General features: G+C 49.7%; 10 protein-coding genes and 1 tRNA gene. 4 read left to right on the forward strand and 7 right to left on the reverse strand.

All coding sequences use genetic code 11. The features are described from left to right. The first annotated feature begins 16 nt into the window (after window positions 1-16). Window positions 17-928, forward strand: a complete 912-nt coding sequence (locus AB1656_11525) for a hypothetical protein (GenBank protein ID MEW6236009.1) — start codon at window positions 17-19, stop codon at window positions 926-928. Window positions 929-1,187: 259 nt separating this feature from the next. Here the strand turns inward: AB1656_11525 and AB1656_11530 are convergent. The 3 genes from AB1656_11530 to AB1656_11540 form a co-directional block, all read right to left on the reverse strand. Beyond that, window positions 1,188-1,261 (reverse strand) — tRNA-Arg (locus AB1656_11530). A 35-nt stretch (window positions 1,262-1,296) separates the two neighbouring features. Then, a complete protein-coding gene (locus AB1656_11535; GenBank protein MEW6236010.1) occupies window positions 1,297-1,893 on the reverse strand; it encodes an HNH endonuclease in 597 nt (198 codons plus the stop codon). Further along, the gene (locus AB1656_11540; GenBank protein MEW6236011.1) at window positions 1,890-2,876 is read right to left on the reverse strand and encodes a GNAT family N-acetyltransferase; all 987 of its coding nucleotides are present in this window, start codon (window positions 2,874-2,876) and stop codon (window positions 1,890-1,892) included. Before AB1656_11540 ends, AB1656_11535 begins: the two co-directional genes overlap by 4 nt. Window positions 2,877-3,049: 173 nt before the next feature. Here AB1656_11540 and add point away from each other — a divergent pair, with 173 nt between their 5' ends. Then, window positions 3,050-4,060 (forward strand): adenosine deaminase, encoded by a 1,011-nt coding sequence (gene add / locus AB1656_11545; GenBank protein MEW6236012.1) that lies wholly within the window; start codon window positions 3,050-3,052, stop codon window positions 4,058-4,060. Here add and AB1656_11550 read toward each other — a convergent pair. The 4 genes from AB1656_11550 to AB1656_11565 all read right to left on the reverse strand — a co-directional run bounded on the left by AB1656_11550 (window position 4,008) and on the right by AB1656_11565 (window position 11,419). After that, window positions 4,008-7,433 carry an FG-GAP-like repeat-containing protein gene (locus AB1656_11550; protein MEW6236013.1) on the reverse strand — a complete coding sequence of 1,142 codons (3,426 nt, stop codon included), beginning with the start codon at window positions 7,431-7,433 and terminating at the stop codon, window positions 4,008-4,010. The two genes, add and AB1656_11550, sit on opposite strands and share 53 nt — an antisense overlap. 111 nt (window positions 7,434-7,544) lie before the next feature. Next, entirely contained in the window at window positions 7,545-9,617 is a 2,073-nt protein-coding gene (locus tag AB1656_11555; protein ID MEW6236014.1) for a FapA family protein, read from the reverse strand. 652 nt (window positions 9,618-10,269) lie between these two features. Then, on the reverse strand, window positions 10,270-10,899 hold the full coding sequence (locus tag AB1656_11560) for a hypothetical protein (GenBank protein MEW6236015.1): 630 nt from the start codon (window positions 10,897-10,899) through the stop codon (window positions 10,270-10,272). Between the two features lie 217 nt (window positions 10,900-11,116). After that, on the reverse strand, window positions 11,117-11,419 hold the full coding sequence (locus AB1656_11565; protein ID MEW6236016.1) for a hypothetical protein: 303 nt from the start codon (window positions 11,417-11,419) through the stop codon (window positions 11,117-11,119). A 179-nt stretch (window positions 11,420-11,598) separates the two neighbouring features. Here AB1656_11565 and fliG point away from each other — a divergent pair, with 179 nt between their 5' ends. Both fliG and AB1656_11575 read left to right on the forward strand, forming a co-directional pair. Continuing rightward, window positions 11,599-12,636 (forward strand): flagellar motor switch protein FliG, encoded by a 1,038-nt coding sequence (gene fliG, locus AB1656_11570; GenBank protein ID MEW6236017.1) that lies wholly within the window; start codon window positions 11,599-11,601, stop codon window positions 12,634-12,636. Window position 12,637: 1 nt separating this feature from the next. Then, a complete protein-coding gene (locus AB1656_11575) occupies window positions 12,638-13,417 on the forward strand; it encodes a hypothetical protein (protein MEW6236018.1) in 780 nt (259 codons plus the stop codon). Window positions 13,418-13,506 lie beyond the last annotated feature (89 nt).

Raw genomic sequence — 13,506 nt, forward strand, 5'->3', positions numbered from 1 at the left:
GATGATGCCTATTTCGATGAACGAGCAAGATCTTCGAAAACATATCGATCTCCTGGCTAATGGAGGAAGCGACAGCATTCTCTCGGAAATGAAGAAGGAGATCAAATCCATCGAAGAAACGATCCAGAGACAGAATACTAGTGAACAGAACATCCAGCGGGAGTTTAAGAACATTATCCTGGAAGTCGGTTTTCTCTATAAAAAAGCCGAAAAATCGGCTCTTCCCTTGGATACCTCCTTGCTGCGCATTCAGCGAATTGAAGCCAAACCCCCAATCAAACGATACCTTCAATTGGCGCAAGAACTCAGCCAAACCGATTCGAGCCGAACGCATACGGCGCTGAATCGAGAGTTTCAATTTATAAAAATGCAAAATGCGAAAGATTTATCCGATATCGTATCCAATCAACATCAAGCTCTCGTGCACCGTTTGAACCTCATTAACTGTTGGAAGACGCTAATGATGTTGGAAATAAAGATTCTTAAGCAAATCAAGGAATTGATCTCCATCAATCTCATTCGGAAGGCGCAGGAAACCAACGATCCAGGCTCTCTTGAGTTTATCCTGGAAAAGTTGAATGCGTTGGAAACCGATCCCCACTCGCTTAGGATGAGCGATATCGATAAATCAACTCTGGCGAAAAGCAACCTGGCCGCTTTGATGAAGACGCTTCGAGAGCAGTTGAACGAAGTGATCGTGATTGGAAAAACGCTTATTGAAAAACAAACGGTTTACGAATCCTTACAAAGCGTTGTGGGCAACATCAAAGAGGCGTTGCCGTCTTCCTATATCCAGGAATCCATACCCTCCGAACAACCAGCGGCTGTTGCCGCGGAGGAAACTCCCGCGGATGCTTCCGCCGTACCCCCCGAAAAGAAATCAACCATTCGCATGGCCTTTACGAGTCAATCAAGAAAAGAATCATAATAAGCGATGCGATGGGAATGGAATCAAAACTGATTTTCACAGCCCCCTTAACCATCAAATTAGGCCAAGATTTTAGCCGTGAAGTAAAAGGTCTAGGCGGTAAAGACTATCTTCAATGTGCGTCCCTCCAGCCAGGGGATGGCGATCGGTTCTTGAAATTTTTTCACGCCCAGAAAAAGGATAGAGGGGATGAGCATAAGGCGAGTATTTTAAGGATTTCCAACAAAAAGCCCCCGATTTCTCGGAGGCGGGATTTTCGTACGCCTGGAGGGATTCGAACCCCCGACACCTGGAACCGGAATCCAGTGCTCTATCCAGCTGAGCCACAGGCGCATATGAATGGATGTATTATAATTCTATTGGCCGAGTCAGACAACGGCTTCCGCGGTTTCTTCCTCGTCGTAAAATAGGTATTTGCGCCAGACCGTCCGCTTCTCCCCCATTAAGCGTACGAGATGCAAGAATGTAGGAAGAGTAGGGCGATGGGGGCGGTGCAGCAGGGTCATGCCGATCTCTTCTACAAAGTAATTGCCCTTTTTATGGTTGCAGCTTTTGCAGGCGGTAACGACGTTGTTCCATGCGTCTTTGCCCCCGCGCGAAACGGGGATGACGTGATCGAGCGTCAGTTGATCGGGGGAGAATTGATCCCCGCAATAAGAGCAGCGAAAGCCATCTCGCAAAAAAATGTTTTTGCGGCAGAAAGGAATGGGGCGGTAGGGCAGGGTGATATAGCGCCGCAGCCGGATGACTTCGGGGATTTTCATGTCGAGGCTGGTGGAGCGGACGACTTCTTCCGCGTTTTCCACGATATCCGCCTTGCCGGAAATCAGCATAACGATGGCCCGCCGGGCGGTGCAGATGTTGATCGCCTCGTAGCTGGAGTTGAGAACCAATACCCGATGCTTGTGAAACACGGGCGCATTCCTCGCTTCCATGGCTTCCTTATCGCTCTCGGCGGCGTTCATGTCCAATAGTGGAGATGATGATCCGCGGAGAGGATCCGGAAACCATTGTTTTCATAGAAGCGGATGGCTTGCAGGTTGTCGGCCATAGTGCGGAGTTCAACGATGTCGACCCTGCCTTCGAACCAGGAAAAGGCAGCTTGAAGCAGAGCGCGTCCTACGCCTTGACCCTGAAAGCGCCGATCTACTACGATGAAGTCGATGACGCCAATCCGTTTATTGATATACGGCATCAAGGAGGATGTCGTCAACAGCGTCGCGAAGCCCGCGATTTCTCCTCCCTGTTCCGCTACATACACTTTCTGAGCCATGCCGCCCGCGCACTGGCGTATCCATTCCGCGAAGAGATCGCTGGCGCAGCTGCGGGGAAAACGAATCTCGCAAAAAAAGTGGCTGTGAACGTGATTTTTACGGCCGATCTCTTCCAAGATTGGCAAGTCCCGCCGCTTAAAATCGCGTAGAATTAACGTATCGTATTTTTGCTTGATTTTTTTGTCAACGCTTGCTGATGGGGCGCAAAGGCGTTGGGACATGCGGATCGAGGAGCCGGCGTGAATGAAGCCGTTTTCAATCATTTTGTAGGATAATGCGGCGTTATAGGCTTCGATTCGCGTTACGTAAACGTCTCCGTCCTTCTTATTCAACGTCTGCAGCAACGATTTCGTCACTGCGTCCAGGGATGCTTCGTCGGCGGTGAAAAAGAAGAGGGGTTGAATTTTAAAATATTTGCAGCCGAAATGCTGAGAGTGCCAAGCGCATGGTTTAATGGAAGCGAACGATTTTACGCTTCCTTTTTCCAGAAAGAGATAATGCGAAACTTCGGGATTATGGGATCGCAGACTGCGCAGGATGCGATGGCAATGAAAATCGGAAATGCCCGGCTGCGCCAGGTAATCGACATGGCGCTCGCGCCGAAAGATGCGTTCTTCGGTGAACGCACGGCGAATGAGTTCGCTATGCTTCCTCCTCGCAGGGATTATTTCCATCGGATCGGCGCTCCCCTTAGCTAACGTGTTTTCTCGGATTATTCCCAGTATAATCTATCATTATGGTAAAAAAACGTTTTTTAGCAACTTTTTTTCAAAAAAAGAGATCGGTCGAAAGCTATTCCCTTCCGTCGGCACCGATTTCCGATGCGACGAAAGAGTACATCCGGCGTTTGCCCAAAGCGGAAATTCATCTGCACTTCGAGGGAACCGTCGGAGCGAAAGCCATTCTGCGGATGGGGCGCAAATATGGCGTCGATGAAATAAGAACGCGCAGTGATGCGGAATGGTTATTGTATTTCGACCACCCGCAAATGTTTTTCCAGAATTTTTTGTTCGTCTCGTCTCTCTTGAGGAGCGAAGAAGATTTCTTCGAGGCGGCGTTGGAATTGGGAACGCGGTTCGCCGAGGAGAATATCCGTTACGCGGAAATTACGATTGCGCCGCAGAAGTTCATGCGGGCGGGAGTTCCCTATCCTCGGATGCTGGAAGCGATCGATGCGGGGTTGCGGGAAGCGCCGCAAAGCGCTCGCCGAGATTATCGATACATCATCGACATCGTGCGCGATCTAGGGCCGGAAATCGGGATGGAGACGATGCGGGCGGTGGAAAAGCATCCTCACGAGCGCGTCGCGGGGATCGGCCTGGGCGGCGGAGAGAATTATCCGGCGGAATTATCGAAAGAGGTTTTCGAGTTCGCCGCCGCCCTTGGACTGCGCAAGACCGCCCATGCGGGCGAGGGGTGCGGACCACTATCCGTCTGGAGCGCGATTCGCTCGCTGGGCGTAGAGCGCATCGATCATGGAGTACGTTCGCGGGAGGATCCCAAATTGGTGGATTATCTCGCTGCGCGCCAGATGCCGCTCAATCTATGCCTAACCAGCAATCTCATGCTAGGCGTAACGCCATCGCTATGGGAGCATCCCTTGCGTTATTACCACGAGCGGGGGATCCCGGTCAATTTGAGTACGGACGATCCCGCCTTTTTCAAGACGACGCTATCGCAGGAATTGGAATTAGCCGTCATCCATCGACAAATCGAACTGGAACAAATTCCCGAATTTATGCAAAACGCCCTCCGCGCTTCCTTCTTGCCGGAAGCGGAGAAGAGGGCGTTCTTGACAGAATTTGTCAGCGAGACGGAAGCGTTGCGCCAGGCGCAGCCACTACGCGCGGAATCGTAAGCGATTCGTTGGGCTTGGCATAGATGCGCGTGTTGTATTCTAGTGTGTATTTCAAGTTCTCTTCGTTCAGCGGGTAAGCTTCGTCCGGACTGTAGGGGTAAACCGTCATCGCCTTGAAAGGCAATGGGCCAACCGTTACGCCATGCGCCGTGCTATAATCGAAATCTTTCACCCAGCCGCAGAAGTGGAGAAAGTAAGTCGTTCCTTTATCCTTTCTTTCCGGCGCGGCGGCGAATTGCGCGGCGATTTCGTCGCCATGCTGCATGATAATGTATTGGTCGTCGAACTCTTGAAGCAGAGGCAGCACTCCGCCATAACGGGTGTAGGCGCCCAGCTGGTAGAGCCAGCGGGAATTGCTGGAGCGGCGATTGTAATCGTGCCATTGAGGACCGGCTCCATCGAGATCGTAAGTTTGCGTATAGCCGCCGTAATGCAGATCGGCGGACGTCAACTCCTGCTTATGGATTTGAAAACCTTCCGTAATCGGCGACGGATCGGCGAGGATTCGATCCCAATGGATTTGTAGCGTGGAGACGATGCGAATGGAACGGTCGGAAGTTAGAAAAGCGTTGGATAAATCTATTGCGACGGTTTTCAATTTCCCGGCGGGAAATCCCATCGATTTCATGACAGTCTGCCATTCGCCTTTTTCGTTCTTAGTTTGCAAATAGGGCATGACGAAATTGAATTCGGGATTTTGCTCCAAGGCTCGGGCGGTGCTGGAACAAGGCCAATCCACGTAGCCCGTCATGAAGAGGAATAGCGTCTTAGCGTCCTTAAAATCGTTGAGATCGATTTCGAACCAATATTCCTCGTTGACGCTTTCGTAGCGTCCCGATTTCCACGGGCGGGGATAGCGGTGGTCGTTTTCGCGGATAAGTTCCGTCGCGTCTTGGCCTAGATTGTCAACGACGCGGCGGGGCGCACGCGCCTCTTGCGAAACGCCGTAGAGTTGGAATTCGGGAAACGGCGGTACGGTAAACTTGTCGCTGGAATAGACTTCCATTTCCGGGGGATGCTCGATAGTCAACAATTCGAGTTTGTCGAGGTAAGTAATCTCCGGCATCTCTTCCAAGATTCTAAACTCGAATTTCCCATCGATTGGCTTTAATTGATCGCCGCGAAGGCGGATGTATTCCTCCGGACGCGGGGGGAAGAATCCGCCGCCGACGTATAACCCAATCGGCGCGACGCACAGTGAATCGGCGATGAATTCGAATTGCTTTCCATTCCAGGCGTAGACGAAAGGACAGGAGCCGATGTACCCCGGCTTTTCGTCGATGACGATGTTCTGGTTGGCCTGGGCGTGGATGACATTTTGGAAGATGCCGTTGGGCCAGGTGAGACGAAGCACGTCCGCTTGCGAGCGGGCGCCGATTCCAATATGGGTGAAGGGAGTGGCGACTTCCCGGTTTACGCGAAACAGATCGTCTTTGAGAAGAATCTTGGAGCCGCAGCCGTCGATGGCGTTTTTCTTGCCGTTTATCTTGACCGTGAGCCAGTTGTTTTGATTGCCGCCTTTATTTTCAAAGGGAATTATAGCGCCGTTGGAATCAACCGTTAGCAAATCGAGGTCGCCGTCGAAATCGAGATCGGCGGCGAGGGCGGTTTTGAAATAAATTTTTTTATCCAGTTTTTCTAATAAAGTAAATTTCATATCGAGGGGATATTGATTGCAGGCGAATAGGGAGGGGATGGTAAAAAATAAATCTTCATAGCCGTCATTATCGCCGTCGAAAGCAGTAAGCAGCTTACTGTATTCCATTTGACGATTTTTTTTAAAGGCTTCCAAGGGCTGCAAGGACCAATCGGGCTGCACTTGCCAAACGATCGATTCTGGGGATGAATCTCCCGTCCAGGCGATATCCATCCGCCCATTATTATCGAAGTCGCGGCACAGAAGACGGGAAGAAGGAGTATGGGAATTTCTCTCGAGAGGAACAGATAGTCTCTTTTTGAATCGTAATTGCCGTTCGTTGGAGTAGATTTCCAACTTTCCAAGAGTCAGCCGGACAAGATCGAGATCGTTGTCGTAATCCAAATCGGAAACGGCGATGGAGAGGCTCTGGGCTGGATCGAGACCTTCGAAAGACATTCCGACGCTACCGACGCCTCCGGGACCGACTGCGCCTCCAGCGCCGACGAAGCCATCGGGACCAACGTAGCCTCCAGGACCGACGAAGCCTCCGACGCCGATTAAACCTTTAGCGCCCACGAACCCCCCAGCGCCGTTGTTTTGGAAGATGGCGTCGCCTTTGGCCGATGCGACGATCAAATCCAAATCGCCCTCGTGGTCGATGTCAGCCCAAATCGCTTCATTCGCCCCTATCGCCATGATTCCCGATTCCTTGCCAACGTCCTTGAACGAGCCGTCGGCCTCGCGGCGCAGAAGAACTAATTGCCCGGGGGAATAGAGAACTAGATCGATGTCGTCATCGTTATCATAATCGGCGGCGGCGCAACCCCACCAGTTCCCATTGGGCAGCGGCGTCTTCGTAAGCGCTTCGCCTTTATCAGAAAGCGTCAACAGGAATGCTGCGCCGGTTTTGGCGCAGACAACGGCGGTGGTTTGGCGAACCTGGGATTGAGAGAGCAGAGCGAGCAGGCGGCAGGAAGCGCCGTCTAGCGCTTTTACGAGGTATTCTTGACGGATTTTGTCGGGGACGAATTGGACTTGGATATCCGTCGTGAATTTGGGCAGGTCTTCCTTGGCGATATCGAATTCGATGGGGCCGAGAAATTTGCCTTCGTCTACGGCGTCGGGCGGGCGTTGTTCTTCCGTCTGCTTCAGTTCGCGGAATTTTTTTTGCAATTCCGCGGCGCGCTGCATATCGCGCTGACGGGAATAGTAGAGCAATAACTGATAATAGGAACTCGAATGCTTGGGATCGTGTTGAATAATTTTTTCATACCAAGGCGCCGCTTCCTGATCCCGTTTCAGCTGAGAGAGAGAAAGGGCGTAGTTATAGAGGGAAGCGGGATCGGCGGCGTCTTTTTCGACGACGAGGCGAAAACACTCGACGGCATGGGTGGAATCGCCGATTTTCTTATAGGCCAGCCCCAACGTGTAATAGGCGAAGGGATTATCCGGGGACATGGCAAGAGCCTTTTTCAGGAGTTGAATGCTCTCTTCCTCCTTCTCCCCATGATAATGGGCGATGCCGAGGTTAATGGCGTCGGATGCGGATTGAGGAACGAGCGCCGCCGCTTGGCCGTAAGCTTCAATAGCTTTGGGAAAATCTTCTTCTTCCATATACGCTTGGCCTAAAGCGCGCAGGCGGTTCAGGTTGGAACTAGCCTCCGCCATATTCGCAGGCGTCAGGAATAAAGAAGCGGCGAAGAGCGAAATAAGAATAAAAGACAATTTGGACATTGTTAATCAACCTCGATTTTTGGGGAAAATAAGAACGGAATCCATCCACTTTCCATAAAATGAATGCGTTAATCCTAAGACTTTTTCATTTATTTTAAAGACGGAGAAAGGTCAACGGGAAGCGATTTGAATTTTATCGTTTTCTTCGTCGTAGGAGATTAGGCAATTATGGATGGGCGATTTGATTTTGTAGCGCCGGTCGCGCATTTTGACAATCACGTCCGGCATAACCGTTTTCACGCATTCGATTTCGGGACGATTCGTAGGATATAGTTGTCGCGAGAGTTCGCGCAGTTCGTCTTTCAGTTGATTGATCGCCGCCGATAGTTGATCGCGCTTCTTTTGCGCCGCCTCTAACAATTTCTTCTCTTCGGCGGATAAGGACGGCGAGGGTTTATTCGCCTGAAAAAAATGCTCCAACCGTTCGCGGTGGGAAATGAGGATTTTTTTCTTATCTTCCAACAGCGTTATTTTCTTGAAAACGGCGAAGCTCATTCCCGCTTCGACCAAGGTGCGAACGCCGTACTCTCCGCCGATGACGCAGGCGTAGATGCAATGCCCCGCCAGGGTTTCGCCGCCGATGATGATTCCTTTGCCGGTCTGAACTTGGACGCGGGCGCCGGCATGGACAATGCTGTTGAGTATCTGATTCCCGGCGATGACGTCGCGGCCCGCTTCGACATTGGCGTTTTGCAGAAAGGTGGAAACGACGTCGCAACGAGCAACGATTTTGCCTTTCTCTTTGCCGAAGATTCCGTTTTTGACTTCGATGCATTTTCCCGCTTCGACGTAGGCCGCTTCCACCGTTCCCCGGACTGTAATATTACCGGAGGCTTTCACGTGGAAACCGTCCAGGACGTTGCCATTGACGATTACGTCTCCGATAAAGTCAATATGGCCCGTGGAAAAATCGACATCGCCGGAAACCAACAACACGGGCAATACGTCCAAGAGGTTGTTTTCATAAAAATAGCGCCCAGCGCAACCGGCGAACCATTCGCAATCGTTCTCTTTTTTGACGATGTTCTCGCCCGCCCGGATTTCGATTTTCCGTCCCCAGGCGCTTTCCAGTTTTTCCCCTTTGACCGTGTAGCCGTCGCGGCCTTTGGCGGGGGGTACGATCGTAACGAGATGGATTCCTTCGGGTACGGCGACGAAATCGCGCAGGTTGTAGAAATCGATGGAGCCGTCTTCTTTGATGCTGTAGCGTTCGACAATTTCGTCGGGCCGCCGATGCCAAAGAATCTCGCCGTTGGCGCCGTCTAGAGGAAGCTTGCCCCGAGCGATGAGAACATCTTTGACGGGTTGTTCCTTCTCGTTCGCCGAAAAAAGCGCAGTGCGGATAGCGTCGTCGTCCAATCCGGCGCATATCCCTTCCTTGACAAGAAGGGCGCGGACTTCCCGGTAAGAAAGCATATGCCCTTGTCCCGACGCCGGTTCGATGGAGAGATAGGCTTCCATCTCGTCATCGGAAATACGGATCGTACAGACGGCGTCGCGATCAGCCTGCCGGACCGTCACCACCCCATTTTCGAAGATGGCGAAGCCGGGAATGGCGGCGTAATATTCCCCCTGATCGTTAGCGACGACATTCTCCCCGGCGCGGATTTCCATCGCTTCGGCGGGCGGCGGGAGAATCTCTTCGCCGAAGACGTTGATTCCAGGAACTCCGGGATTGGCGGGATGGACGAGAAGGAGAAGATCGTTCTTTCGCGCAAAAACGGCGCTGTTGGAACTTGCTTCCGCTTCGTCTCCAATCCAATAACCGATTTTGGGAGGAAGGATTGGCAAAAAATCCCGGCCGGCGGCGATAGCGACCTCGACTTCCGATTGGGGATTGTCGCGAATGAGGGCGCAGGCTTTTTGAATGTTTTTTTCCAACAGGCCGTACACGACGCCCGCGCCGACGATTAAGGCCGCGATCTCGCTGGCTTTCAGGGCGGGCGGCGGCTCGCCGGAGGGGGGAAAATAATGGAGAACCGCTTTGGTATTGCTGGCGTTCAATTGGAGGCGGAAACAAGGAGACAGGACGATATCCCGCCCTTTCTCTTCCGAGGGAGAGTTAGTTTGCAATTCGTCGATGGAGGCGGCGAAGTCCAATTCCTGGATGTTCTCGTCGATCGAATTCAACAATTCTTCGAGCCGGTCAAACCGCTGTTGAGAAGAAGAATCGGCTTTTTCCATCGGCGCTCGTTTCTTACTATTGGGATGGAATAGCGTTCATACGCATCCATCCGGTTCGTTTTCATTCAATTATTTTATCCTTTTTGTGGAATAAGAGAAGCAATGATCTAAGGGGGGTTTTGTTTTCACTTTTCCGACGACAGGATTACTTTTGATCCTATATTCAATGGAGATCATCGATACTTGTTCATTGAGCGAGTGAAATTCGGACTATTTCCTTCATTACTACCATAAAGGTAATTAAAAAAACCATCTGGAGATATTTCTTCTGTCGTTTTAATAAGTGGCGAGATTTTGTAAAGCAGCCATTGTGGACTTATAAAGACGATTCTCAATATGCAAGGAATGGAGATAAAAATTCTATTCCGCGCGCCGATGGGAAGTTATCGGCCATGGGAGGATAAGGAAGAACTTATTTCCCAAAATGGACAATATTATAAACCTGTCTTCATGATTTCTTTTAAAATCGCTTTAAAGTTCTCTTCGACATGGAAGCACTGATCATATTTTTGGAATGCGTTGGATTCACCTCATAATCTTTCGATTGGCATCGGTTGTAATTTATCCCAGACTTTTTCTTCAATCTTGATAAATTAAAGAATTAACGGCACTTATCTAATATAATACACTCTGTAATTCATGAGGACGAATTCTAATACACTTCCCACTCTTCGATTTTCGTTTTCTGGTTGAGCAGATAGATTTTTAGATCGTCAAACCAGACTTCATTTTCCCCGTTCTCATCGCCGGGATTCCCCATGTGCATGATGTATAAAAGCGGATCGCTCGTTAAAAAATCCCCTCTCGGAAGAACGACATCGACATAAGTCCATTCGTTGGCGTTTTCGATGGGAACATCCACATCGGTTCCCGTCCAAGGATCTTCGCTCATGGCGATGATTGGCCGGATCGTAAAGGGAACAACTTGGGTGCGAATCCAAAACGTTACCCGCCAATCGTACAAGTCGGAACCCTCCGGCCGGGTAAACGCTTCGTTGGAAAACTGCAGATGGGTTAAGGCGACATTATCGGGAGTGTACGTAAGAACAACTAACGCGTTTCCGCCGTTCGGACCTTCTTCGATCATCCCCAGCAGTTCGGCGGTGGCGTTGTTTCTTTGCACCATATACCAGCCTGGAACAAATTCTTCGCCTTCAAAAGGCTCTTCAAAAACCAACTCGCCAGGGATTTCCTGGGCAGATAGCTGCACAGGCAGGTTTGTAAGTGCAATCAGAAGAAAGATCGCGAGCCTCAAAACCATTCCTTTAGAATTCTCATTCATTTTCCCGCCTCCTTTATTCGGCATTATCCATTTAAAGCGAGGAATTGAACTGTATTCTTGATATTCATCCGATTGTCCCATGCCAGCATGAGTCATATCAAGCGCTTTGTATCATACGATTCATATCGAGTCTACGGAAAAGCGCTTTTTTCTTAATCCATCCATCGAAATTCCTATTGCCGCGTCATGCCTCCTCCGGTTAACCAATCCGAACGCGTTAATAGTCTTTCAAATTATCCACTGCGGTATTGGTAGTAGCATCAGAGGTTTCCGCAGAATCTGGATTTTTCATCAAACTGGAGATATCCAGCGCTTCAAAATTCAATCCTTTTACGGTTCGCAATTCATTGACTAACCGGTCGTTGTTCCATCTCGAATTGGACGCCCCGCTGATAAACCAGTTACTTCCATTATCGGCCAAAATCATTCCATTTTCTTTAAATGAGGAAAGGATTGCTTTCGTCTGAGAAGAAAAACCGGAAATATCAAAAGAAGACTTCAAGCAAAAACGCTGCCCCATCGGCGGCAACGAGGGATTTGAACAATGATTGACAGACGCCTATTATATATGAGAGAATGAATGGAAATCGGAAAAAACGATAGCATTAAAGAGATGCATTCGATCGCTATGCGATTTTTATTGTTTTGTTGGAAGGGTGTTGCGGATTTTGATTTTATAAATCATTGGGCGCGATTGCCATGGTAAGAGCAGCGAAAGAAAGAGCGAATCTCACAGGTCGAAAAAAGGCGGCGATTTTACTTGCTGCCAGTGATCTTGAGACCGCCGCCAACATTTATCGGCATTTATCCGATGAAGAAATCGAGCAGATCACTCTCGAAATAAGCAATCTGGGAACCGTTTCCTCGGAACTGGTCGAACAAGTCGTCGAAGAATTCGCTTGCGCGATTCTCGCCCCGCCGCCTATCGTTCATGGGGGAGTTTCCTCCGCGCGAAACATCTTGGAAAAAGCCTTAGGGGCGGAAAAATCCATACAAATCATCGAACGGCTTCAAGGAATGCATCAAAGCGCGCCGTTTAATTTTCTCAAGATAGTGGATTCCAACGATATTTTACCGTTCTTCCAAAACGAGCATCCCCAAATTCTCGCGCTTATCTTGTCCTTTTTGGACTATAAGCAATCCGCCGGAATCCTGGAACATCTGGATTCTTCCTTGGCCGCCGATCTGGCGTCCAGGATCGCTAGGATAGAGGCTATCTCCCCGGAAATCATTTCTGAACTCGAAAGGGTATTTGCGCACAAGGCCGCTGCGGCTTTATCCATCGAATTTTCGCCCATTGGGGGGATTCAAGCCGCTGCAGAGATGGTAAACCGGCTCAGCAGGGATAAACAAAAGACCCTCATCGAATCCCTGGAATCAGAAAATCCTGAACTCGCGGCGGAAATTAAGAAGTTGATGTTTACCTTCAACGACATTCAATTTTTGGATGATCGCTTAATTCAAGTATTTTTGAGAGAGGTAGATTTTAGAGAGTTGGCGATAGCATTGAAGGACGCAAAAGAAGAAGTGCAATCCAAGATTTTCCGCAATGTTTCTTCCCGCGCCGCGGATAACCTAAGAGAAGATATGGAATTCATGGGGCCAATGAAGCCTAAATGGATCGAGGAGGCCCAACGCAAGATTCTTTCCATTATCAGTCGAATAAAAGAAAGTCATGAATGGAGCGGCGATTCCCCTGTCGCTGAAGTTGAAACTCTAACGGAGACGCGGAATTGAGATGAATACTCAACCTTCCATTCTTCCCGTGGAAGAAATAGAAGAAAATAATCCCGATCGCGCCGGTCTCGGATTTCTGCCTCTTTTCTTACCAGCGCTCCTCGCCGCCATCCTGGCGCAATTTCTGGAACTTTATTACAACGAGTATTCGATATTCTCAAGTTTTGAATTTATCGATTTGACGCTGGGATTCTTTATCTCGATTTCTTTTTTATCTTCAGCGTTCCAGAAGATTCAAAACCGAAGCTTGCTCGTTCTTGACGAATTGGCCTATGCGTTCTCGAATCGATGGATTCGCCTTCTTCTCTTTGTCGCGGCTTTTTCTCCCATTATCCATCTAAGCCCATCCTATTGGAAAATATCGTGGGGGTTGTTGTTTCCGTTGTCATCTACCCATTCCATTCCATTCGACTTATTTTGCCGGTTGTTGTTTCGCGTTTCCGGACTTCTAATTTTCGGATTTCTTTGGTTCAACCTGATCGGCCGGTTGGGGTGGGCTTTTTTCGATCTTCGCGCCCGACCTGACTGGACAATCCAACTGTCGAAAGCAAAGCAAGCGGAGTCCGGCTTGGAAGAAGAGACGACGGTTGAAGAGGTCGCCATAGAAAGCGAACAGGAAAAGGATGCTTCTCGTCCTCGGAATTTGGAACAGTTGATGGAAATTGTCGGAATGTCGGAAGAAGAGAAGAAAGCGTTGGAATTACAAAAAACCGTTTTTGAATATATGGCCCAAAATCCAAAACAAGCGGCGATCGTTATAAAATCCTGGCTATCCAGATAAAACCGGCTGCAAAGTTTTTCGCTTATTGCGGTTTTCAACGGATGTCGGAAGGGGCCGAGAAGTTAGTCGGCGAGATTCGCTTACAAATT

Source organism: Candidatus Omnitrophota bacterium (assembly GCA_040755155.1).
Classification (GTDB): domain Bacteria; phylum Hinthialibacterota; class Hinthialibacteria; order Hinthialibacterales; family Hinthialibacteraceae; genus JBFMBP01.